This window comes from Burkholderia arboris (genome assembly GCF_902499125.1).
Lineage (GTDB): Bacteria > Pseudomonadota > Gammaproteobacteria > Burkholderiales > Burkholderiaceae > Burkholderia > Burkholderia arboris.
The window spans coordinates 193015-214444 of sequence record NZ_CABVPX010000006.1; the positions used below are offsets into that span (position 1 = coordinate 193015).

Below are 21430 nucleotides of genomic sequence, written 5' to 3' on the forward strand. Positions count from 1 at the left end.
TCATATTTAAGACCAAAGCAAATTGGTGTGGATTCGTCTTACTTCGGCGCGATGTCCCGCCGCACGCGAAGGATGTGCTGCTGGACGTAGAACGCGGCCGCATCGGCGTCGCCCGACACGATCGCCTCGTAGATCAGCCGGTGCTCGGACACGTAGAGCCGGATCCGGCCCGCATCGTAGATGCCGTCGTCCTTCAGGCGTTTCCACAGCGGCTGGTCCATCGTCTTCGCGACTTCGTCCGCGATCTTCACCATCAGCGCATCGCCCGTCATCAGCGCGAGCTGCCGGTGGAACAGCCGGTCGCTCTCGTTCCAGAGCGCGCGTTGGTGCGGATCGTCGACGTCGGTGATGGTTTCCATCTGCGCGAGATAGCGCTCGGCGCCGGGATCGGCGCGGCCATGGGCCGCGGCGAGGCGCGCGATCGCAGGCTCCAGGATCAGCCGCACGTCGAGCGTCGACGTCGGGCTGAAGTCGGCCTCCGACGCCGCGCGCATGTCGCCGCGCTGTGCGAGCACGTCGAGCGGCGACGCGACGACATAGGTGCCCGAATTGCGCTTCGTGAACACGAGCCCTTCGTTCTGCAGTGCGCCCAGCGCTTCGCGCACGGCCGGCCGGCCGACCTGGAACAGTCCCGCGAGTTCGCGCTCGGACGGCAGCCGCGACTCCGCCGCGTAGCGCCCGGCGCGGATTTCGTCGCGGATCTTCTCGGCCACCTGCTCGTAGATCTGCAGCGGCCGGAAACCGCCTTCGAGTGATTCGGGACGCGCGGACATCATCGTTTGGCTCCTGCCCGGTCACGGGCGTGGATCTGGAATGGGTTCGCACTATACCGGAGCGGCGCCGGTATCGTGCCATCGCAGCCCTTCTGGACAGATATTAGAACCAAAACCGGCAAGACGCTTTATTTTCTGGGTTGCAGGTGCGCCAGAAAGTGGTATAGATTCGATCCACACTGCCCTGTGTCACGGTATCCGGCAGCCCTGTGGCGGGCGCGGCACGCGTCCGCCCTTCACGCTCACCGACGCATGCGACGTACACGATGACCGCCCTTTCCCCGATTCCCGTTTTCGATGCGGCCGACACGGCCGCGCTGCTCGACTACCCGGCGCTGCTCGCCACGCTCAGGCAAGCCGTCGCCGAGTATGCGGCAGGCGAGATCGTCAGCCCCGAGCGCATGGTCGTCCCCCTGCAGGGCGGCGGCGTCATGCTGTCGATGCCGTCGAGCGCGCGCGACCTGGCGAGCCACAAGCTCGTGAACGTGTGCCCCGGCAACGGCACACGCGGGCTGCCGACGATCCTCGGCCAGGTGACCGCGTACGACGCGACCACGGGCGAGATGCGCTTCGCGCTCGACGGCCCGACGGTCACCGGCCGCCGCACGGCCGCCATCACCGCGCTCGGCGTCCAGGCGCTGCATGGCGCCGCGCCGCGCGACATCCTGCTGATCGGCACCGGCAAGCAGGCCGCCAATCATGCGGAAGCGCTCGCGGCGATCTTTCCGGAAGCGCGCGTCCACGTACGCGGCACGGGCGCCGACAGCGAGGCCGCCTTCTGCGCGGCACATCGCGCGCAGGCGCCGCGACTCGCGCCGCTCGGCAGCGAGTCGATTCCCGACACGATCGACGTGGTCGTCACGCTGACGACGAGCCGCACGCCCGTCTACCGCGAAGCCGCGCGCGAAGGCCGGCTTGTGGTGGGCGTCGGCGCGTTCACCGCGGATGCCGCCGAGATCGACGCGAGCACGGTGCGTGGCAGCCGGCTCGTCGTCGACGATCCCGCCGGCGCGCGCCACGAAGCCGGCGACCTGATCGTCGCGCAGGTCGACTGGCAGCAGGTCGCGTCGCTCGCCGACGTGCTGAACGGCACCTTCGCACTCGGCGGGCCACTGCTGTTCAAGAGCGTCGGCTGTGCCGCGTGGGACCTGGCCGCGTGCCGCACGGCGCGCGATGCGCTCGCCGCGCGCGGGGCCGGCTGACCGGGCACCGCCCCTCCTTCAGCCACGCATGCGGCATCGCAACATCGAAGCCGCTCCGGCGGATTCCCGTACGCGTTGTAGGAAACGCCCTACAACGCGTCGAAGCGGCCTACACGAACTTCCAATTCGGCCGATTTCATTTTCGGCGGCGCAACACGATACTGCCGGCATGAATGCCAGCCTGTCACCCGCCGCGCTCAGGGTGTTCCTCGTCGATCACGCCGTCGCCGTCCGACAGCGAATCGCGCTGCTCGTCGGCGCGATTCGCGGCGTCGCCGTCGTGGGCGAAGCGGAAGACGGCCAGGACGCGTGGACGCATATCCGCAGCAGTCATGCGGACGTGGTGATCGTCGACCTGCGGCTTGCGGACGGCAGTGGTCTCGACCTGATCGGGATGCTGTCGAAAGCCGCGCCGCGCATTGTCACGATCGTGCTGACGAACCACTCGGCGCTGGCATTCAGAGAGGCATGCGCCGCGGCCGGAGCCGACTACTTCTTCGACAAGACGGTCGAATTCGACGCCGCATGCCGTGTGATCGAATCCCTGGTGCACGCACGCGTGCGCCACCCCTGACGAGCCGGAGCGACTCATGTCCACCGCCACCGCCTTCGCCGCCGACGTGTCCGTCGTACCCCGGCCAACGATTCCGCTGCGCACGGTCGCGCGCGCCGACGCCGCCAAACATCCGGCCGCGCGCTGCTCGGTCTGCGCGATGCGCTCGATGTGCCTGCCGCCGCACCTGACGGCCGCCGAATACGGCCGCCTCGACGCGATCATCTGCACGACCCGGCAGGTTCGCCAGGGCGACGCGCTGTTCCGTACCGACGATCCGTTCCAGAGCATCTACGCGGTGCGCGCGGGTTCGTTCAAGACGGTGATGATGCATCGCGACGGGCGCGAGCACGTGACGGGCTTCCAGATCGCCGGCGAAACGCTCGGAATGGACGGCATCGGCGGCGGCCAGCACTGCTGCGACGCAATCGCGCTGGAGGACAGCGTCGTGTGCATCATCCCGTTCGGCGCGCTCGAAGCGGCGTGCCGCGAGATGAAGCCGATGCAGCACTTCCTCTACCAGATGCTGAGCAGTGAAATTGTCCGCGAATCGAGCCAGATGCTGCTGCTCGGCACGATGTCGGCCGAACAGCGCGTCGCGCATTTCCTGCTGAACCTGTCGTCGCGGTTCGAGGCGCGCGGCTATTCGGCAACCGAATTCAACCTGCGGATGACGCGCGAGGAAATCGGCTGCTATCTCGGGATGAAGCTCGAAACCGTCAGCCGGATGTTCTCGCGGTTCCATCGCGAAGCGCTGGTCGAAACGCGCGGCAAGCGCGTGCGCATCATCGACGCACAAGCGCTCGCGCGGGTCTGACGCACCGCGCCGGACGCCCGCGCGGCGTCATCGCGCCGCGTCGCCCGTCGCGGCGTCGCGCAGCGCCACCCTAGCTCCGCCTGCCTGCCACGCGATCAGCGCCTGTTCGGCCTGTGCGAATGCACGCCGCAGCGCGTCGTCCACGTCGGCGCCGACGCACGGCGGCAGCGGCCTGAGCGCCGTGTCGCGCATCACCAGCTCGAGCCGCGCGTGATACAGGCGGGCGCCATCGGCCGCCGCGCGCGATTCGATCGCGAGATGGCAGCCGTCGATCAGCGCACGAAACCGTTCGAGCCGCACCAGCTGTGCGCCGGCTTCGGCTTCGATTGCAGCGGACCCCGTGAATCCAAGGCAGGCGATCTGCATGCCCACGCCCATGTCGTGTCTCCTGACGGGGCCGCCCGCTCGTCGACCGCCTTGCATGCGCCGCGCGCATCACGATGCGGCGGCACGCGTTTCCCGTGGCGCGGCGCGATTCTTCGATCGCGGCCCGGCCGACACTCCGCCCGCGCCGTCGCCGGCGCGGGACCGTTCATACGTTGAAAACCTGCGACGTCTTCATCTCGATCCAGGTCATGCCGGCCCGCAGTCCTTCGATCATGGCCTCGCGCTCGGTCGGATACGCGTGACTATGCTCGAACGTGTGATGAAACCGCGCGGCGCCGACGCCGTGCTCGACCGACACGCGGCAGCGGAACTCGCCCGATTCGCACGGGCGCGTCTCGACTTCGACCGACCAGTCGCGTTCGTGAATGTTGCCCTGCAGTGTCATGCGCCCTCCTGCGGTATCAGTCTTCGAGCCGGAAGTGACCGCTGTGCAGCAGCACCGGCCGGCCGCCGATTTCCTCGAGCATCCGTCGCGCCATCGCCTCGATCGCCCGCCGGTGCCCGTCGAATGCGGCCAGCAGGTCGCGCTCGAGCAGCGACCGCGCGCCGAAATGATCTTCCAGTGCCTCGGCCGTGACCGCGCACTGTACGCAACGCCCGTCGACCAGCGCCGAAAACGCGACGACCAGGTCGCGCGCGCAATACTCCGGCGGCTCGGGCGGAAAAACAATGTGCATCTGTCGGTCTGTCATCGTCGTGATGGCTCCATGACGAGAGCATAGTGGCGCGCGCGGCCGCGCGCTTGACCCACGTCAACCGGGTCGCTGCACCGCACGATCCTGGTGCAGCAGGACGACGCGGTTTCAGCCTGCGTCGGGCTCGATCGCCGCGCCGCGCTCCGCGAGCAGTTCGCGCAGCACGCTGCGGTGGCAATGGCGCTCGTCGTCGCAGTAGCAACCGATCGAGAACGCCGTGGTGGCGGACAGCGCCGCCAGGAGGTCCAGCACCTTCGCCGGATCGCCATGCGCCATCTCCGCGCGGAAATGGCGCTTGAACGCATGCCATTCGGCGTCGGTTTCGGCGGCCTGTGCCTGGGCAACGAGTTCGGCACTCGGCGACAGCGTCGGCAACCATACATCATAGTAGTTGCGCGACGCGAATTCCGCCTTCGGTACGCCACGCGGCGGCCGCCGCACCGTGCCGATCCGCAGGCCCTCGCCGGCCGCGCGCGGCGTGCCGAGCTGGATGATCCGGATGCCCATGTCGCTCCTTGTGTGTTGCGTCCGATGCCGCGATCGTACCGCCGCAAGCGCCATCGCGTCCGTCGGCCGGCGCACGTTGCCGGCGCGCAATGAAAAACCGGCTGTTCCCGTGACGGGAAACAGCCGGTTCATCCAGCGTCATTCGTTGCGCGCCGGGGCGCGCCGCGCTCAGACGCCGCTCTTCAGCACCTTGCCGATCGCGTCCGCGACGATGCCGACGTTCGAGTCGTTCAGGCCCGCCACGCACATCCGGCCCGAACGCAGGATGTACACGCCGTGCACTTCGCGCAGCGCGTCGACCTGCAATTCGGTCAGGCCCGTGTACGTGAACATCCCGCGCTGCTTCACGTAGCGCGTGAGCGCTTCGCCGGTGACGTGGTCGCGCAGGCCGTCGTGGATCGACTGGCGCATCCGCGCGATGCGGCGGCACATCGCCGACAGCTCCTCTTCCCACTGCTTGCGCAGCGCCGGCGTGCCGAGCACGGCCGCCACGACCTTCGCGCCGTAGGTTTGCGGGTTGCTGTAGTTCGAGCGCACGGCGCCGGCCAGCTGGCCGAGCACGCGCTCGGCCGCGGCCGCATCCTCGCAGACGACGCTCAGGCCGCCCACGCGCTCGCCGTACAGCGAGAAGTTCTTCGAGAACGAGTTTGCGACGAGCGTCGGCACGCCGCGGCGGGCCAGTTCGCGCACCGCGAACGCGTCCGCGTCGAGGCCTGCGCCGAAGCCCTGGTACGCCATGTCGACGAACGGCAGCAGCCCGCGCGCCTCGATCACGTCGATCAGCTTCTGCCACTGGCCTTCGTCGAGGTCGACGCCGGTCGGGTTGTGGCAGCACGCATGCAGCAGCACGATGCTGCGCGCCGGCAGCGCGTCGATCGCCGCGAGCATCGCGTCGAACTTCAGGCCGCCCGTCGCTTCGTCGTAGTACGGATACGTGTTCACCGTGAAGCCGGCGCGCTCGAAGATGAAGCGGTGGTTTTCCCAGCTCGGATCGCTCAGCCACACCTGCGCATCCGGGAAGTAGCGCTTCAGGAAGTCGGCGCCGACCTTCAGCGCGCCCGAGCCGCCGAGCGTCTGCAGCGTCGCGATGCGGCCGGCCGCACGGGCCGGGTGATCCGCGCCGAACACGAGCGATTGCACGGCGTCGCGATACGCGGCCAGGCCGACCATCGGCAGGTACGGCTTCGGGCCGCTCTCGCGCTGCAGCGCGGTTTCGGCTTCGCGCACGGCGCCCATCACCGGAATCCGGCCTTCGGCGTCGAAATAGATCCCGATGCTCAGGTTGACCTTCTGGTCGCGCGGATCTTTCTGGAAGTTCTCGTTCAGCGTCAGGATCGGATCGCCCGGGTACGCGTCGATGTGTTCGAACATGGCTATGTCGGTCTCGTTTGGAAGAATGATCGGTCGTGTCCTGCGTCAGCGCGCGGATGCGCCGTCGCGCACCGCATAGCCTGCATTCTTCTGACGGAAGCGATACCCGACCGCGAGCACCGCGAGCCAAACCGGGATCAGGTACACCGACAGGCGGAGATCCGGCGTCAGGTACATCACGACGAGAATGCCGGCCATGAATGCCAGGCACAGGTAATTCGTGAAAGGATAGCCCAGACTGCGGAAGGAAGTCTCCTCCCCGGCTGCACGCTTGGCCTGGCGGAACTTCAGGTGGATCAGGCTGATCATCGCCCAGTTGATGATCAGCGCCGACACGACGAGGCCCATCAGCACCTCGAACGCCTTGCCCGGCATGAAGTAGTTGACCAGCACGCACACGCCGGTCGCGAGCGCCGACGCGCCGAGCGCGGCGAGCGGAATGCCGCGCTTGTTCACCGAGCACAGCACCTTCGGCGCGTTGCCCTGCTGCGCGAGGCCGAACAGCATCCGGCTGTTGCAGTACACGCCGCTGTTGTAGACCGACAGCGCGGCCGTCAGCACGACGACGTTCAGCACGTTCGCGACCAGGTTGCTGCTCAGCGCGTGGAAAATCAGCACGAACGGGCTGCCCCCGCTGACGACCTTCTCCCACGGATACAGCGACAGCAGCACGGCGAGCGCGCCGATGTAGAAAATCAGGATGCGGTAGATGACCTGGTTGGTCGCGCGCGGGATGCTGCGCTTCGGATCGTCGGCCTCCGCCGCCGTGATGCCGACGAGCTCGAGCCCGCCGAACGAGAACATGATCGCGGCCATCGACATCACGAGGCCCGACACGCCGTTCGGGAAGAAGCCGCCGTGCTGCCACAGGTTCCGGACGCTGGCTTCCGGCCCGGCATGGCCGCTCGCGAGCAGCCAGCCGCCGAAGCCGATCATCCCGACGATCGCGGCCACCTTGATGATCGAGAACCAGAATTCCGTCTCGCCGTACGATTTGACGCTGGTCAGGTTGATCAGGTTGATGACGACGAAGAACACGAGCGCCGACACCCAGGTCGGCACGCCCGGCCACCAGTACTGCACGTAGATCCCGACGGCCGACAGTTCGGCCATGCTGACGAGGATGTACAGCACCCAGTAGTTCCAGCCGGACAGGAAGCCGGTGAAGTGGCCGAAGTACTTGTTCGCGAAGTAGCTGAACGACCCCGCGACGGGCTCGTCGACGACCATCTCGCCGAGCTGGCGCATGATGAAGAACGCGACGATGCCGGCCACCGCATAGCCGAGCAGCACGGACGGACCGGCCATCTTGATGGTCTGCGCGATGCCGAGGAACAGCCCCGTGCCGAGCGCGCCGCCGAGCGCAATCAGCTGGATGTGCCGGTTCTTCAGCCCGCGCTGCAGGCCGTCGCTCTCGTTTCCAGAAACCATGTCTTCTCCACTCTGTCCGCCTCCGCCTGCAGCGGGGTGCGGCGCGCCTCGGTGTGCCGGGCGCTGTTTTGCTGTGCCGGCGGCCGTTCGTGGAGCCACCGGGTTGGGGGACTGCAATCCTCGCGTGGCGGCGCCCGATTCGCGTCGGCGTGCCCGCCAGACCGGCCGCCGACTGTCGCCGCATCCGCATTGCTGCGGCCGCACACGAAAATCCGGCGTCAGTTTAGCGTCGCGACGGCGAAATCGGGTTTCGTAACCCGTTCATGCAAACCCTACATTATGAGATAAGATTGCATCGAGGAGACAAACGAGGAAACAAAAATGCCTGAACCGGTTCTTGACCGCATCGACCGCCATTTGCTCTCGATCCTGCAGGAAAACGGCCGCGCGTCGAACCTCGATCTGGCGAAGGCCGTCGGCCTGTCGCCCGCGCAGACGCTGCGGCGCCACCGGCGGCTGGAGGAAATCGGCGCGATCCGCCGCTATGAAACCCGTTTGTGCCCCGATACGCTCGGCTTCGGCGTCACCGCGTTCGTACACGTGACGATGGAGCGCGGGCACATCCGCGACCTGTCGAAGTTCCAGAAACTGGTGTCCGAGCTCGCGCAAATCCAGGAGTGTTTCTCGGTGACGGGCGACATCGACTACGTGCTGAAGGTCGTCGCGCACGACCTGAAGGGGTTGTCACGGTTCCTGCTCGAGACGCTGATGCGGATTCCCGGCGTGAACGGCGTGCATTCGAGCGTGTGCCTCGACGAGATCAAGTGCACGAGTGCGATGCCGGTTGAAAGCTGATGCGGCCGGCGGCACGCCCGGCGCATCGGGCTGACGCGTTCACCGCACCGCTTCGAACGCACTGATCAGCAACGCCCCCGCCGCGATCACCGCGCACCCGGCCGCCCGGCGCGGTGTCAGCCGTTCGCCGAGATAGACGCGCGCAATCAGCGCCGCGAACACCACGCTCGTCTCCCGCAGCGCCGACACGGGGCCCATCGGCGCGCGTTCCATCGCCCAGATCACGATGCCGTACGCGAGCGCCGCGAACACGCCGCCGCAGGCGGCCTTCGCCGTTTCGCCGACGTCCTGCGTCAGCCGCAGCGGCCCCGCGCGCAGCCGGTAGTACGCAGCCATCATCGCGCCCGTCAGCACGAACATCCATGCGGTATAGCCGACCGTGTTGCCGCTCTCCCGCACACCGATCCCGTCGACCACGCTGTACGCCGCGATCGACACGCCCGTCGCGAACGCGGTCGGCAGCACTTGCGTCATCCGGTGCTTCGCGTCGCGCCCGCGCTCCAGCCCGATCGCCAGGATGCCCGCACAGATCAGCACGAGCCCGCCTTGCGCACCGGCGTTCAGGTGCTCGCCCGCGAACGCCGCCGCGCCGAGCGTGACGAGCAGCGGCGCGGTGCCGCGTGCAACCGGGTACGCGACGGTCAGGTCGCCGTGCTCATAAGCGCGCACGAGCAGCAACGTATAGACGACGTGGATCAAGGCCGACGCGACCACGTAAAGCCAGCTCGCGGGCGTGATCGGCGCGGCGGCCGGCAGAAACAACAGCGCGAACACCCCGATCGCGATCTGCAGCACCGTGGCCGAGCGCAACCGGTCGCCGCTGCTGCGGACGAGCGCATTCCATGACGCATGCAGGAACGCCGCGCACAGAACGGCAAACAGAACGGGGATCGGCACGCTGAAACCTCATTGACGGTTGGAAATCACGCGGCGGGCGCGACAGGCGTTCATCGTAGGAATGCGTAACCGAATTGTCAAAAAAGCGACGCACGGCGTCGCATGGACGAATGGGCCCGCCACGCCGTTTCGCCCGTCCTGCATGGCTTCGGCAGTTGCCCCCGGCCCGCCGTCGAATGTGACGCGGCGGTGGCACCCGGCCCGCCCCTTTCCGTTCTCTTTCGCATCTCGTTGCGTCGTAATGAAATCGATACCGCAACGCAACCATCGCGAAAACACTCCGTCCCCATATCTTCATACGCGGCTGTTTCAATGCGCGTGCTCTCTCACGAGCTCCGCGCCGAACCGACACGGCGACGGGGCCGCTCTCCACCATCGAAGACCTTACCTGGAGTTTCCCGATGTTCCGTCAAGCCATGCTCGTCACCGCCTGCGCAGCCGCAGCGCTGGCGCTGTTCGCCTGCGGCGGCAGCGACGATCCCACGTCGACGCCTGCCGTGTCGTCGCAAGATGCGCTGCAGACCGCCACGCCGATCAAGCACGTCGTCGTGATCTATGGCGAAAACATCTCGTTCGACCACTACTTCGGCACCTACCCGAACGCGACGAACCCGTCGGGCGAACCGGCATTCAACGCGAAGTCCGGCACGCCGACGCCGAACGGGCTGACGGGCACGCTGCTTACTGCGAACCCGAACTTCACGAACACGGCCAACGGCACCGACGCGGCGAACCCGTTCCGTCTCGACCGCACGCAGGCCGCGACCGCCGACCAGAACCACGCGTATACGGCCGAGGAACAGGCCGAGGACAACGGCCTCGCCGACCTGTTCCCGAAATACACGGGCAAGGGCTCGTCCGGCGGCGCCGGCGCGTTCGGCACGAAGGGCCAGGTGATGGGCTACTTCGACGGCAACACCGTGACCGCGCTGTGGAACTACGCGCAACGCTTCGCGATGAGCGACAACATGTACACGACGTCGTACGGTCCGTCGACGCCGGGTGCGCTGAACGTCGTGGCGGGCCAGACCAACGGGATGCAGATCGTCAAGTCGTCGAAGCAGCCGTCGACGCTCGCGTCCAGCTCGTACTACATCAATGACGGCCAGGGCGGCTTCACGATGATCAACGACGTCGACCCGGGCTTCGACGTGTGTTCGAGCACGACCGACCAGGCGATGATGGCCGGCAAGAACATCGGCGACCTGCTGAACGGCGCGAAGATCACGTGGGGCGGCTTCATGGGCGGCTTCAACCTGTCGACGACGAACGGCAACGGCACGACGGGCTGCGCGCGCAGCACGGTCGCCACCGCCGTGAACGCCGCGACGTCCGACTACATCCCGCACCACAACTGGTTCCAGTACTACGCGTCGACCGCGAACCCGCAGCACACGCGCCCCAGCTCGGTCGCGGCAATCGGGTCGAGCCTCCAGGCCGACGGCAAGACCGCCGAACCCGCGAACCACCAGTACGACACCGACGACTTCTTCGCGGCCGTGAAGGCCGGCAACTTCCCGTCGGTCAGCTACCTGAAGGCGCCGGCCGCGCAGGACGGGCATGCAGGCTATTCGGATCCGCTCGACGAGCAGGCGTTCGTGACGAAGGTCGTCAACTTCCTGCAGCAGCAGCCGGACTGGCAGAACACGGCCGTGATCGTCACCTATGACGACTCGGATGGCTGGTACGACCACGTGTACACGCCGCCGACGCGCGCATCGTCGGACCCGGTCGACCAGCTCAACGGCGCCGGCAAGTGCGGCACGGGCGGCACCACCGGCGTGAACGGCGCAACCGTGAACGGCCGCTGCGGCCCGGGCGTGCGCATTCCGCTGGTCGTGATCTCGCCGTACGCGAAGCAGAACTACGTCGACCACACGATGATCGACCAGTCGTCCGTCGTGCGCTTCATCGAGGACAACTGGCTCGGTGGCCAGCGTATCGGCGGCGGTTCGTTCGATGCGACCGCGGGCGACCTGCGCAACCTGTTCGACTTCACGTCGAAGCCGAACACGACGCCGCTCTACCTCGACCCGACGCTGGGCACCGCGCTGAGCGCCGCACCGTCGATCTGACCGTCACGGCATGACCGCATGGCCGGCGCATCGTGCGCCGGCCGTTTCCGTTTAACGCGCCGCCTCACGCGGCGCCCGATTTTCGACCGACAGCATGACAGCTCGCCCCGCGTTCCCGTCTCCCGACGCCTCCGGCAACCCCGCGCCGCGCGCCCCTTCCCGCCTGCTGCGCCGCACGGCGTTCGTGCTCGGCGCGGCCGTGATCGGCTACGGCGCGTTCGCGATCGCGTTTCCCGCGCAGGTGCCGGCGGCGATCGGCACCGTTGTCGCCGACTGGACGGGCGCGAATCCGCATCCGGTCGTCCTGCAGCGACCCGCTGCGCAACCTTTGTCGGCGGTCGCGCAGCTCGGACGCGCGCTGTTCCACGACCCGTCGCTGTCCGCGTCGGGCAAGCAGTCGTGCGCGTCGTGCCACAGCCCCGATCATGCGTACGGCCCGCCGAATGCGCTCGACGTGCAGCCGGGCGGCCTCGCGATGACGCAGCAGGGGTATCGCCCGCCGCCATCGCTGATGTACCTGTACCGCCAGCCGAATTTCAGCATCGGCCCCGACGCCGGTGAAAACGACGCCGCGCCGAGCGTCGCGCAACAGGCCGCGTCGGCGGCCGGCGTCGTCAAGGCGCAGAAGGTGGCCGGCACGTCGGCCGCACCGCAGCTCGTGCCGCAGGGCGGGATGTTCTGGGACGGTCGCGCCGATACGCTGCAGCAGCAGGCGTTCGGCCCGCTGCTGAATCCGGTCGAGATGGCGAACGCGAGCATCGATGATGTCGCGCACAAGCTCGCGCAGTCGTCGCACCGTGCGCAGCTGGAAAAACTGTTCGGCGCGCGCGTGTTCGACAGTCCGCAGCTCGCGGTGTCGGAGGCGATGTTCGCGATCGCGCGCTACCAGGTCGAGGATCCGTCGTTCCACCCGTACAACAGCAAGTACGACCGCTGGCTCGAAGGCCGCGCGCGCCTCACGCAGGCCGAGCTGCGCGGGCTGCGCCTGTTCAACGATCCGGACAAGGCGAATTGCGCCGGCTGCCACCTGTCGAAGCCCGGCAAGGACGGGCTGCCGCCGATGTTTACCGATTACCAGTACGAGGCGCTCGGCGCGCCGCGCAACAAGGACCTGGCGCAGAACCGCAATCCGGCGTTCTACGATCTCGGCGTGTGCGGGCCGTTCCGCGACGACCTGAAGGACCAGACGCAGTATTGCGCGATGTTCCTGACGCCGACGCTGCGCAACTCGGCGACGCGCCACGTGTTCTTCCACAACGGCGTGTTCCACACGCTCGACCAGGTGATGGCGTTCTACAACGAGCGCAGCATTTCACCGCAGAAGTTCTATTCGCGCGGTGCAGACGGCAAGGTCGACGAGTACGACGACATTCCGCCGAAATACCGCGCGAACGTCGACGTGACCGATGCGCCGTTCGACCGCAAGCCGGGCGACAAACCCGCGATGACGGCGCAGGACATCAAGGATATCGAAGCGTTTCTCGGCACGCTGAACGACGAGCCGGCGCAGCGCTGAGCTGCCGGTCGAGCGCCGCGCCGCATCAGCGGCGCGCGCGGATGCACAGGAAGGCCGGCGCCAGCGACAGCTCCGCATGGAGCCGTTCCGACACGGCCTGCATCTCCGGCAGCGGCGTCGGTTCGACGAACCGGTCGAGCCGCCAGCCGCTTTCCGCGACGGCATTCAGGATCTCGGCCAGCGGCCGCCGCCAGGCTTCGACGTAGGGCCTCGGCTCGCCGAACCCCGACCAGTGGAAGCCGAAGCGCGACGTGTCGAAGTACGTGCCGTCACCGCGCGTGCGTTCGTCCATCCAGTCTCGCATCGGATGCGCCATCGAGAACACCAGCGTGGCAGCCGGCCGCGCGACGCGCCGGAATTCGCGCAGCGTCGGCGCGAGATCGCGCACGTAGTCGAGCGCGAGCGAACACAGCACCTTGTCGACCGACTCGTCGGGCAGCCAGGCGAGCGGCGCCTCCAGGTCGCCTTCCATGACGTCGACAGCAAGCCCGGCGCAGCGCGTTCGTGCAAGCGCGACCATCTCCGGCGTGACGTCGAACGCATGCACGGCCGCGCCGTGGCGCGCCAGATGCTCGCTGCAGATGCCGGGCCCGCAGCCGGCGTCGAGCACCGTCAGGCCGCCGACATCGCCGAGCAGCGCCATCGTCGCCGGCCGTTCGTAGAGCGCGTTGTGCGCCTTCGTCGGCGCGATGTCCGCATAGCGTTGCGCGAAGCTCGCATAGGCGCGGCGGCCGGGAGGATCGTTCGGGTCGTTCGGTTCGGTCATGCGGCATCCGTCGGCAGGAATCGGGCGTGTCGATTCTGCCCGATCGGACGACGGATGGCGACCTGCCCTCGTGCCTGCGTCAGGACAGGCTGTCGAGCAACCGATACCAGGCGACCCCGGCCGCGATATAGAAGCGCTGCAGCCCGTGAAACGGAATCGGGCGGACCGGCGTGACCCGGAACGGCAACGGCAATTGCGCATCGCCGGACAGGTGTGCGGCCAGATGCTTGCCGAGTGTCGTCGCCATCGCGATGCCGCGCCCGTTGTAGCCGAGCGCGATCGTCACGCCGGGCGCGGGTTCGTGCACGTGCGGCAGGAAATCCGCGGTGATCGCGACGCGCCCCGCCCAGCGGTATTCGAACCGGACGCCCTTCAGTTGCGGATACAGCAGCAGCGTCGCACGCTCGAGATGACGCCAGTCGCTCGTCGCACGCGGCTCAGCGAACGGGCCACGGCCGCCCATCAGCAGCCGGCCGGCCGCGTCGCGACGGAAATACAGCAGCAGGCGCCGCGCGTCGGATGCGACTTCTCCGCCCGCCAGAATGTCGCGGCCGAGATCCGGCGGAAGCGGTTGCGTCGCGACGATGAAACTGTTCGCGGCGATCACCGACTGGCGCAAGCCGGGCCATAGCCCATCCGTGTAGCCGTTGGTCGCGATCACGACGCGCTCCGCCGACAGCGTCGCGCCGCCGGACGTCGCGATCCGCCAGCGGCCGTCAGCACGCGTCAGCCCGACGGCGCGCGTCAGCCCGTGTACGACCGCCCCGCTCGCCTGCACGGCGCGCACGAGGCCGCGCGTATAGCCAAGCGGCTGCACGCTGCCCGCGCGGCGGTCGATCCAGCCGCCCGCATACGCTTGCGTGCCGAGCCGCCGCGCGACGTCGTCGCGGCCGAGCACGTCGACCGGCGCGCCGCGCGCGGCCCACTGCTGCGCACGGCGTGCGACCGTCTCGAGCATCGCGGCGGTCGGCGCCGGCTGGATCCAGCCGGTGCGGCGCGCATCGCAGTCGATCGCGTGCCGCGCGATCAGGTCGAACACCGTGTCGGCCGCGCCGCCGACAATGCCGGCAAGCTGCTCGCCGGCCGTGTCGCCGAACCGGCGAACCAGTTCGTCGGGGTCGTATTTCAGCCCGGGGATCACCTGCCCGCCGTTGCGGCCCGACGCGCCCCAGCCCGGTTGCGCCCCCTCGATCACGCGCACGTTCACGCCGCGTTCGGCCAGGTGAAGTGCGGTCGACAGACCGGTGAAGCCCGCGCCGATGATCGCCACGTCGCACGACACGGAGGCGTCGAGCGCGGGTGTATCGGGCGCCGGTGCGGCGGTCGCCGCCCACAATGAATCCGGCCACTGGGAATCGGGCCATCCGGGTACCGCGTTCCTTGCGCTCATGTTCGATCCGGGGTGTCGGCGCCGTCCGCTGCCAGCAGACGACGCAGGAATTCCTGCGTGCGGGGATGCGTCGGCTGCGTGAGCACGTCGCGCGCCGGCCCGCTTTCGCAGATGGTGCCGTCGTGCAGGAAGCACACGCGATCGGCCACCTCGCGCGCGAACGCCATTTCGTGCGTGACGACCACCATGGTCATCCCGTCGCGCGCGAGCCCGCGCATCACGCCGAGCACTTCGCCGACAAGCTCGGGATCGAGCGCCGACGTCGGCTCGTCGAACAGGATCGCCTGCGGCTCCATCGCCAGCGCGCGTGCGATCGCGACGCGCTGCTGCTGCCCGCCCGACAGCTCGGACGGGTATGCATTCATCCGGTGCGCGAGCCCGACCTTGTCGAGCAGCGCGCGGGCCTGCTCGCGCGCTTGTGCGGCCGGCCTGCGCCGCACGTGCACGGGCCCTTCCATCACGTTCTCGAGCGCCGTGCGGTGCGAGAACAGGTTGAAGCGCTGGAACACCATGCCGACCCGCATCCGCAGCTCGTGGATCCGCTTCGAATGCGCGTCGACCTTCACGCCGTCGATCGTGATCGCGCCTTCGTCGTAGGTCTCGAAGCCGTTGATACAGCGCAACACGGTCGACTTGCCGGAGCCGGACGGCCCGATCAGGCACACGACCTCGCCCTGCTGCACGTCGAGGCTCACGCCCTTCAGCACCGCGTGCTGATGAAACCGCTTGTGTAGCGAATCGATCCGGATCATGCGCCTCTCCTCAGCGCGAGCCGCTTGCCGAGCCGGTTCACGCCGAACATCAGCGGCAGGCCGAGCGCGAGATACAGCAGTGCGACGAGCGTATAGACGCTCATGTTCTGGAACGTCGACGACGCGATCAGCTGGCCGGCGCGCGTGATTTCGGCGACCGTGATCGTCGACGCGACCGATGAATCCTTGAGCAGCATCACGAGCGTGTTGCCGTACGGCGGCAGCGCGATGCGGAACGCCTGCGGCAGCACCACGCGCCGCATGATCATCGGGCCGCGCATGCCGATCGCGTGCGCGGCCTCGATCTGGCCGCGGTCGATCGCCTCGATGCCGGCGCGGAAGTTCTCGGCCTGGTAGGCCGAGTATGCGATGCCGAGACCGAGCACGCCGGCCTGGAACGCCGACAATTGCACACCCAGATCGGGCAGCACGAAATACATGTAGAACAGCTGCACGATGATCGGCAGCCCGCGAATCACGTTGACGATCGTGCTGCCGGCGGCCGACACGGCACGATTGCGCGACACCTTCAGCAACGCGAGGGCCAGCCCGAGCACCGAGCTGAGCACGAACGCACATGCCGTGATCTCGATCGTGACCACCGCGCCCTTCAGCAGGATCGGCAGGAAATCGATCGCATTCTGAAAAAACATGAGGTCTCCTATGCGACGTCCGGACGGCGCGCCGCAGCAGATGCCCGCACGACGCGGGCGGAATCGTTCGGGAATCCGGGCCGGAGGCTCAGCTCATGTGCCACTTCTGCAGGATCTGCTGCAGCGTGCCGTCGCTTTTCATCTTGCGGATCGCGCCGTTGAGCTGCTCGAGCGTCGCGGTGTCGCCCTTGCGGACGATGAAGCAGACCTGCCCCTTCACGACGCTCTGGTATTCGGGCACGAGCCGTACCTGGCGGTTGACGCCGTGCTCGATCTGGTACGCGACGATCGGCTGGTCGGCGAAGCCGGCCTTGATGCGCCCGAGCGCGACGTCGCGCATGATGTCGGCGATCGAATCGTAGGTCCGGACTTCCTTGAAGATGCCCTTCTTGTTGAGCGCATCGACGAACGCGGTGCCGACCTGCGCGCCGACCACCTGCCCCTTGAAATCGTCCATCGACGTATAGCGGCCCGGGTCGTCGGCCTTCACGATCAGGCCCTCGCCGAACGTATAGACCGTGTCGGAGAAATCGACCACCTGCTGACGCACGGGCGTCTTCAGCATCGCGGCCGAGATGATGTCGATCTTCTGCGTGGTGAGCGACGGGATCAGCGCCGAGAACACGGTCTGCTGCACGTCGACGCGGAACCCGGCGGATTTCCCGGCCGCGGTGATGGCATCGACCATCATCCCCTGGATCGAATTGCTCTTGACGTCGAGAAACGTGAACGGCACGCCGGTGGCTGTCGCGCCGACCTTCAGCGTGGGCTCGGCTGCAACGGCGCTCGCCGAAGCCGCGGAGAGGACGATACAGGCGGCGAAACCGGCGGCCAGTGCGCCGATCCGCTTGATGAACGGAACCATGGTGTCTCCTTCTCGATAATCCGGTGCGCCGGCCGGCCGCTGATCGACACTGCGACGATGACTCGATCTTAAAACGAATCGAAAACATCGTAAAAAGATTTTTGAGTATCGATATACGATACGCTATGATTCGATATCGAATCGATCCCGCCCCTTGCCATGGAAACATCGTCCGATCAGTCAAACGACCTGCTGTTCAACCAGTCGCTGGAGAAAGGGCTGAACGTGCTGCGCGCGTTCAGCGCGAAGCGGCGCACGATGACGCTGGCGGAAGTGGCCGACGCGGCCGGGATGACGAAAAGCTCGGCGCAGCGGATGGTCTATACGCTCGAGAAGCTCGGCTACATTCGCAAGCATCCGGTCACGCGGCGTTACCAGCTCACGCCGCACGTGATGCGGATCGGCTTCAACTATCTCGCGGCCGATACGCTGATCGACGTGGCGAATCCATTTCTGTCCGAGCTCACGAACGTGACCGGCGAAACCACCAATCTCACGGAGCCGGACGAAGACGAGATGGTGTATGTCGCGCGTTTCGTGTCGACGAAGTTCGTGCCGATCCACATGCCGATCGGCAGCCGCATCCCGATGTATTGCACCGGCTGCGGCCGCGCGTTCCTGAGCGCGCTGCCACCCGGCGACGCGCGCGCGCGGCTCGACGGCATGGTGCGCGCACCGCACACGCCGCGTACGGTCACGGCGCTCGACGAACTCGTCGCGCTGCTCGACGGCGCGCGGCTCGACGGCTACGCGACCAACCAGGAAGAACTGTTCATCGGTGACATGTCGATCGCGGCGCCCGTGCTCGGCAGCCAGGGGCAGCCGGTCGCGGCCGTGCACGTGGTTGCGCCGACGAGCCGCTGGACGTTCGACGACGCGCGCCGCAAGCTCGCGCCGGCCGTGATCGACTGCGCGCGCGGCATCAGTAACTCGATCCGGACGCTCGAGTAGCGCGCGCGAGATTGCAGACGGTGCGCCGTTGCGTTGCGCAACGGTGTCTGGACGCTACCGCGACTTCGGCGAAGTCTCGCTCCGATAGGTCCGGTTCGGGCGCAACACGAGCTGCTTGGCGACGACGTCCAGTTCCTTGCCGCAGTACAGAAATTTGCGCGATCCGTACGATACCGCGCGCCCGGTTCGTTGAAATGGCAGTGGTCGTAACAGGTACGCCCGTTGAACAGCGTGGCATGCCCCGGTGCATCGCTCCACCCGGACACGTCGAACAGGATGACGCCCTGTCGGCCTGCCTCCCCGCTTCGCATCCCTCTCCCCCTCGTTTTCCCCGATCCCGTTCGACTTGACTCGGTTCCTCGGATCGTCAACACTTCGCACATCGCAAGTGTGATCACAGATCGCAGATCAAACCTCGGAGAACCCCGTCTTGGCGCCTCGTATCGTTCCGCCCGCACTGAAAGCCATCGAACAGGAAACGATGGCCGACAAGGTCTACCAGCAACTGCGCGAAGCGCTGATGAGCGGCCGTTTCGCGCCCGGCCAGGCGTTGAGCCTGCGCAGCGTCGCCGAGGCCGTCGGCTCGTCGACGATGCCCGTGCGCGCCGCACTCACGCGGTTGCGCGCCGAGCGCGCGCTGGTCGATGGCCCGAACCGCGCGCTCGTCGTGCCGCCGATGACGCTCGACATGCTCGACGAACTGCGCGACGTGCGGATCGCACTCGAGGGCTGCATCGCCGAGCGTGCGTGCGGCCGGATGACCGACACGCAGATCGCGGCCGTGCGCAAGACCTGCGAGACGATGCAGGCGCACGTCGAGGCAGGCCGCTCGCGGGCTTACCTGCAAAGCAATTTCGCGTTCCACAGCGCGATCTACGCGCATGGCGCAAGCGAAAGCACGCTCGCGATCGTCGAGAACCTGTGGATGCGCGTCGGCCCCTTCCTCAACATGGTCGCGCTCGACATTCCGCACATGCGGCGCTCGATGGATGCGCACCGCGCAATCGTCGATGCGCTCGAACGGCGCGACGGTGCAGGCGTGCGGGCCGGTATCGCGCTCGACATCGGCGGCGCCGCACACGATCTCGCCGAAACGCTGCGGGCCGAACAGACTCCGCGAACCGTGAACGCAAAACCGTAGCAGCTGCGCGCCGCAACCGCCCGATCGCGCGCGGCCGCAATCCCACAACACCAACGATGGAGACAACCCGGCATGACAGCTTCCGACCTGCTGAAACCCTATGACGGCCTGCGCGTCCTCGTGACGGGCGGTGCGTCGGGCATCGGTCTTGAAATCGCAGATGCGTTCGCCGAATGCGGCGCGCACGTGCATGTATGCGACGCATCGCACGCTGCGATCGCGGCGCTCGCCGACCGGCCGCCACGCGCCGGGGCCGGCGCGATCAGTGCGACGCTGGCCGACGTATCCGATCCGGCCGCGGTCGAACGCGTGTTCGCCGACGTATCGGCCAGGCTCGGCGGCCTCGACGTGCTCGTCAACAACGCCGGCATCGCCGGTCCGACCGGCGGCATCGACGAAATCGACCCCGTGCAATGGGAACAAACCGTCGCGATCAACCTGAACGCGCAATTCCAGTTCGCGCGCCACGCGGTACCGCTCCTGCGCGATTCGAAACACGGCGGCGCGATCATCGCACTGTCGTCGGTCGCGGGCCGGCTCGGTTACGCGTTCCGCACCCCCTATGCGGCAACGAAATGGGCCGTGGTCGGCCTCGTGAAGAGCCTCGCGATCGAACTCGGCCCGCTCGGCATCCGCGTGAACGCGATTCAGCCCGGCATCGTGCGCGGGCCCCGGATGCGCCGCGTGATCGACGCGCGTGCGCAGCAGCTCGGCATCGGTTACGACGAAATGGAGAAGCGCTATCTGGAGAAGATCTCGCTGCGGCGCATGACCGACCCGGCCGAGATTGCCGCCACCGCGCTGTTCCTGTGCTCGCCGGGCGGCCACGGGATCACCGGGCAGGCGATCTCCGTCTGCGGCAACGTCGAAGTGCTGTGACGCCTCCTGCATCGCTCACCGAAAGGAATCCATCCGTGGCAAACGCTCGCAAAGTCATCATCACCTGTGCGCCGACCGGCGCGATCCATACGCCGTCGATGTCGCCGTACCTGCCCGTGACACCGCACGAAATCGAAACGGCCGCCGTCGCGGCCGCGCAGGCCGGTGCCGCGATCCTGCACCTGCACGCGCGCAATCCGTCCGACGGCAAACCGACGCAGGATCCGGCCGTGTTCGCCGAATTCCTGCCGCGCATCAAGGCCCAAACCGACGCCGTCATCAACCTCACGTCGGGCGGCAGCCCGCACATGACGGTCGACGAACGGTTGCAGCCCGCACTGCATTTCCAGCCCGAAGTCGCATCGTTGAACATGGGCTCGATGAACTTCGGGCTGTACCCGATGCTCGAGCGCTTTCGCGAACTGAAGCATCCGTGGGAACGCGAGCATCTCGAGAAGAGCCGCGATCTCGTATTCAAGAACACGTTCGCCGATATCGAGACGATCCTCACGCGCTGCGGGGCGAACGGCACGCGTTTCGAATTCGAGTGCTACGACATTTCGCATCTGTACAACCTCGCGCATTTTGTCGACCGCGGACTCGCGAAACCGCCGTTCTTCGTGCAAAGCGTGTTCGGCCTGCTCGGCGGGATCGGCGCACACCCGGAGGACCTGATGCACATGCGCCGCACGGCCGACCGCCTGTTCGGCAGCGATTACGTGTGGTCGATCCTCGGCGCCGGCCGCAACCAGATTCCGCTCGCGACGATCGGCGCAGCACAGGGCGCGAACGTGCGCGTCGGGCTCGAGGATTCGCTGTGGATCGCGCCCGGCAAGCTCGCGGAATCGAGCGCCGCGCAGGTACTGAAAATGCGTCAGGTGCTCGAAGGCCTGTCGCTGGAGATCGCGACGCCGGCCGAGGCGCGCGCGATGCTCGCACTCAAGGGCGGCGACGCGGTGAATTTCTGATCGCCGGGTAGCCCCCCAACACCAGAACCCGCAAGCGCAGTGACAA

General features: G+C 67.4%; 23 protein-coding genes. 10 read left to right on the forward strand and 13 right to left on the reverse strand.

Annotated features, from left to right (window positions below; genetic code table 11):
• Positions 1 to 38: 38 nt before the first annotated feature.
• Positions 39 to 776 (reverse strand): FadR/GntR family transcriptional regulator, encoded by a 738-nt coding sequence (locus tag BLA15945_RS09960; protein WP_059240614.1) that lies wholly within the window; start codon positions 774 to 776, stop codon positions 39 to 41.
• A 263-nt stretch (positions 777 to 1039) separates the two neighbouring features.
• Here BLA15945_RS09960 and lhpI point away from each other — a divergent pair, with 263 nt between their 5' ends.
• From lhpI to BLA15945_RS09975, 3 genes are all read left to right on the forward strand, one after another.
• Complete coding sequence (lhpI, locus tag BLA15945_RS09965; RefSeq protein ID WP_059240615.1) at positions 1040 to 1975, forward strand: bifunctional Delta(1)-pyrroline-2-carboxylate/Delta(1)-piperideine-2-carboxylate reductase; 936 nt, start codon at positions 1040 to 1042, stop codon at positions 1973 to 1975.
• 169 nt (positions 1976 to 2144) lie between these two features.
• A complete protein-coding gene (locus BLA15945_RS09970) occupies positions 2145 to 2549 on the forward strand; it encodes a response regulator transcription factor (protein ID WP_059240616.1) in 405 nt (134 codons plus the stop codon).
• 16 nt (positions 2550 to 2565) lie between these two features.
• Positions 2566 to 3345 carry a helix-turn-helix domain-containing protein gene (locus BLA15945_RS09975; RefSeq protein WP_059240617.1) on the forward strand — a complete coding sequence of 260 codons (780 nt, stop codon included), beginning with the start codon at positions 2566 to 2568 and terminating at the stop codon, positions 3343 to 3345.
• A gap of 27 nt (positions 3346 to 3372) precedes the next feature.
• Here the strand turns inward: BLA15945_RS09975 and BLA15945_RS09980 are convergent, their stop codons facing one another.
• The 6 genes from BLA15945_RS09980 to BLA15945_RS10005 all read right to left on the reverse strand — a co-directional run bounded on the left by BLA15945_RS09980 (position 3373) and on the right by BLA15945_RS10005 (position 7736).
• Positions 3373 to 3723 (reverse strand): metal ABC transporter ATPase, encoded by a 351-nt coding sequence (locus tag BLA15945_RS09980; RefSeq protein WP_174992214.1) that lies wholly within the window; start codon positions 3721 to 3723, stop codon positions 3373 to 3375.
• Between the two features lie 154 nt (positions 3724 to 3877).
• The gene (locus BLA15945_RS09985) at positions 3878 to 4117 is read right to left on the reverse strand and encodes a hypothetical protein (protein ID WP_059240619.1); all 240 of its coding nucleotides are present in this window, start codon (positions 4115 to 4117) and stop codon (positions 3878 to 3880) included.
• Positions 4118 to 4133: 16 nt separating this feature from the next.
• Positions 4134 to 4424, reverse strand: coding sequence for a DUF1488 family protein (locus BLA15945_RS09990; RefSeq protein ID WP_059240620.1), 291 nt, complete (start codon positions 4422 to 4424; stop codon positions 4134 to 4136).
• Between the two features lie 111 nt (positions 4425 to 4535).
• The gene (locus tag BLA15945_RS09995; RefSeq protein ID WP_059240621.1) at positions 4536 to 4934 is read right to left on the reverse strand and encodes a DUF488 domain-containing protein; all 399 of its coding nucleotides are present in this window, start codon (positions 4932 to 4934) and stop codon (positions 4536 to 4538) included.
• Positions 4935 to 5102: 168 nt separating this feature from the next.
• Positions 5103 to 6305: an amino acid aminotransferase gene (locus BLA15945_RS10000; protein ID WP_174992215.1), complete on the reverse strand. Its 1203-nt coding sequence runs from the start codon at positions 6303 to 6305 to the stop codon at positions 5103 to 5105.
• A gap of 45 nt (positions 6306 to 6350) precedes the next feature.
• Positions 6351 to 7736, reverse strand: coding sequence for an amino acid permease (locus BLA15945_RS10005; protein WP_059240623.1), 1386 nt, complete (start codon positions 7734 to 7736; stop codon positions 6351 to 6353).
• Positions 7737 to 8057: 321 nt separating this feature from the next.
• On the opposite strand from BLA15945_RS10005, the gene BLA15945_RS10010 reads away from it, so the two are divergent.
• Positions 8058 to 8531, forward strand: a complete 474-nt coding sequence (locus BLA15945_RS10010) for an Lrp/AsnC family transcriptional regulator (RefSeq protein WP_059240624.1) — start codon at positions 8058 to 8060, stop codon at positions 8529 to 8531.
• A gap of 39 nt (positions 8532 to 8570) precedes the next feature.
• Here the strand turns inward: BLA15945_RS10010 and BLA15945_RS10015 are convergent, their stop codons facing one another.
• A complete protein-coding gene (locus BLA15945_RS10015; protein ID WP_059240625.1) occupies positions 8571 to 9428 on the reverse strand; it encodes an EamA family transporter in 858 nt (285 codons plus the stop codon).
• A gap of 401 nt (positions 9429 to 9829) precedes the next feature.
• Between BLA15945_RS10015 and BLA15945_RS10020 the strand changes: the two genes are divergently transcribed.
• Positions 9830 to 11503, forward strand: a complete 1674-nt coding sequence (locus tag BLA15945_RS10020; protein WP_174992216.1) for a phospholipase C — start codon at positions 9830 to 9832, stop codon at positions 11501 to 11503.
• Between the two features lie 94 nt (positions 11504 to 11597).
• Entirely contained in the window at positions 11598 to 13019 is a 1422-nt protein-coding gene (locus tag BLA15945_RS10025; RefSeq protein ID WP_174992217.1) for a cytochrome-c peroxidase, read from the forward strand.
• Positions 13020 to 13044: 25 nt separating this feature from the next.
• On the opposite strand, the gene BLA15945_RS10030 is transcribed toward BLA15945_RS10025, so the two are convergent.
• The 5 genes from BLA15945_RS10030 to BLA15945_RS10050 form a co-directional block, all read right to left on the reverse strand.
• Positions 13045 to 13785 carry a class I SAM-dependent methyltransferase gene (locus tag BLA15945_RS10030; protein WP_059240628.1) on the reverse strand — a complete coding sequence of 247 codons (741 nt, stop codon included), beginning with the start codon at positions 13783 to 13785 and terminating at the stop codon, positions 13045 to 13047.
• A 79-nt stretch (positions 13786 to 13864) separates the two neighbouring features.
• Positions 13865 to 15175, reverse strand: a complete 1311-nt coding sequence (locus BLA15945_RS10035; protein ID WP_174992218.1) for an NAD(P)/FAD-dependent oxidoreductase — start codon at positions 15173 to 15175, stop codon at positions 13865 to 13867.
• Positions 15172 to 15927, reverse strand: coding sequence for an amino acid ABC transporter ATP-binding protein (locus BLA15945_RS10040; protein WP_059240630.1), 756 nt, complete (start codon positions 15925 to 15927; stop codon positions 15172 to 15174). Before BLA15945_RS10040 ends, BLA15945_RS10035 begins: the two co-directional genes overlap by 4 nt.
• A complete protein-coding gene (locus tag BLA15945_RS10045) occupies positions 15924 to 16580 on the reverse strand; it encodes an amino acid ABC transporter permease (RefSeq protein WP_059240631.1) in 657 nt (218 codons plus the stop codon). The genes BLA15945_RS10040 and BLA15945_RS10045 overlap by 4 nt, the downstream gene beginning before the upstream one ends.
• A gap of 88 nt (positions 16581 to 16668) precedes the next feature.
• Entirely contained in the window at positions 16669 to 17445 is a 777-nt protein-coding gene (locus tag BLA15945_RS10050; RefSeq protein WP_174992219.1) for an ABC transporter substrate-binding protein, read from the reverse strand.
• 159 nt (positions 17446 to 17604) lie between these two features.
• Here BLA15945_RS10050 and BLA15945_RS10055 point away from each other — a divergent pair, with 159 nt between their 5' ends.
• From BLA15945_RS10055 to BLA15945_RS10070, 4 genes are all read left to right on the forward strand, one after another.
• Complete coding sequence (locus BLA15945_RS10055; RefSeq protein WP_174992220.1) at positions 17605 to 18396, forward strand: IclR family transcriptional regulator; 792 nt, start codon at positions 17605 to 17607, stop codon at positions 18394 to 18396.
• A gap of 430 nt (positions 18397 to 18826) precedes the next feature.
• A complete protein-coding gene (locus BLA15945_RS10060) occupies positions 18827 to 19537 on the forward strand; it encodes a GntR family transcriptional regulator (protein WP_059240634.1) in 711 nt (236 codons plus the stop codon).
• 72 nt (positions 19538 to 19609) lie between these two features.
• Positions 19610 to 20416, forward strand: coding sequence for an SDR family oxidoreductase (locus BLA15945_RS10065; RefSeq protein WP_059240635.1), 807 nt, complete (start codon positions 19610 to 19612; stop codon positions 20414 to 20416).
• Positions 20417 to 20451: 35 nt separating this feature from the next.
• Positions 20452 to 21384, forward strand: coding sequence for a BKACE family enzyme (locus tag BLA15945_RS10070; RefSeq protein ID WP_006482842.1), 933 nt, complete (start codon positions 20452 to 20454; stop codon positions 21382 to 21384).
• The last annotated feature ends 46 nt before the right edge of the window (positions 21385 to 21430 follow it).

Coding starts and splice junctions, on each gene's coding strand:
- BLA15945_RS09960 (WP_059240614.1), bottom strand. CDS start 776: ATGATGTCCGCGCGTCCCGAATCACTCGAAGGCGGTTTCCGGCCGCTG.
- lhpI (WP_059240615.1), top strand. CDS start 1,040: ATGACCGCCCTTTCCCCGATTCCCGTTTTCGATGCGGCCGACACGGCC.
- BLA15945_RS09970 (WP_059240616.1), top strand. CDS start 2,145: ATGAATGCCAGCCTGTCACCCGCCGCGCTCAGGGTGTTCCTCGTCGAT.
- BLA15945_RS09975 (WP_059240617.1), top strand. CDS start 2,566: ATGTCCACCGCCACCGCCTTCGCCGCCGACGTGTCCGTCGTACCCCGG.
- BLA15945_RS09980 (WP_174992214.1), bottom strand. CDS start 3,723: ATGGGCGTGGGCATGCAGATCGCCTGCCTTGGATTCACGGGGTCCGCT.
- BLA15945_RS09985 (WP_059240619.1), bottom strand. CDS start 4,117: ATGACACTGCAGGGCAACATTCACGAACGCGACTGGTCGGTCGAAGTC.
- BLA15945_RS09990 (WP_059240620.1), bottom strand. CDS start 4,424: ATGACAGACCGACAGATGCACATTGTTTTTCCGCCCGAGCCGCCGGAG.
- BLA15945_RS09995 (WP_059240621.1), bottom strand. CDS start 4,934: ATGGGCATCCGGATCATCCAGCTCGGCACGCCGCGCGCGGCCGGCGAG.
- BLA15945_RS10000 (WP_174992215.1), bottom strand. CDS start 6,305: ATGTTCGAACACATCGACGCGTACCCGGGCGATCCGATCCTGACGCTG.
- BLA15945_RS10005 (WP_059240623.1), bottom strand. CDS start 7,736: ATGGTTTCTGGAAACGAGAGCGACGGCCTGCAGCGCGGGCTGAAGAAC.
- BLA15945_RS10010 (WP_059240624.1), top strand. CDS start 8,058: ATGCCTGAACCGGTTCTTGACCGCATCGACCGCCATTTGCTCTCGATC.
- BLA15945_RS10020 (WP_174992216.1), top strand. CDS start 9,830: ATGTTCCGTCAAGCCATGCTCGTCACCGCCTGCGCAGCCGCAGCGCTG.
- BLA15945_RS10025 (WP_174992217.1), top strand. CDS start 11,598: ATGACAGCTCGCCCCGCGTTCCCGTCTCCCGACGCCTCCGGCAACCCC.
- BLA15945_RS10030 (WP_059240628.1), bottom strand. CDS start 13,785: ATGACCGAACCGAACGACCCGAACGATCCTCCCGGCCGCCGCGCCTAT.
- BLA15945_RS10035 (WP_174992218.1), bottom strand. CDS start 15,175: ATGAGCGCAAGGAACGCGGTACCCGGATGGCCCGATTCCCAGTGGCCG.
- BLA15945_RS10040 (WP_059240630.1), bottom strand. CDS start 15,927: ATGATCCGGATCGATTCGCTACACAAGCGGTTTCATCAGCACGCGGTG.
- BLA15945_RS10045 (WP_059240631.1), bottom strand. CDS start 16,580: ATGTTTTTTCAGAATGCGATCGATTTCCTGCCGATCCTGCTGAAGGGC.
- BLA15945_RS10050 (WP_174992219.1), bottom strand. CDS start 17,445: ATGGTTCCGTTCATCAAGCGGATCGGCGCACTGGCCGCCGGTTTCGCC.
- BLA15945_RS10055 (WP_174992220.1), top strand. CDS start 17,605: ATGGAAACATCGTCCGATCAGTCAAACGACCTGCTGTTCAACCAGTCG.
- BLA15945_RS10065 (WP_059240635.1), top strand. CDS start 19,610: ATGACAGCTTCCGACCTGCTGAAACCCTATGACGGCCTGCGCGTCCTC.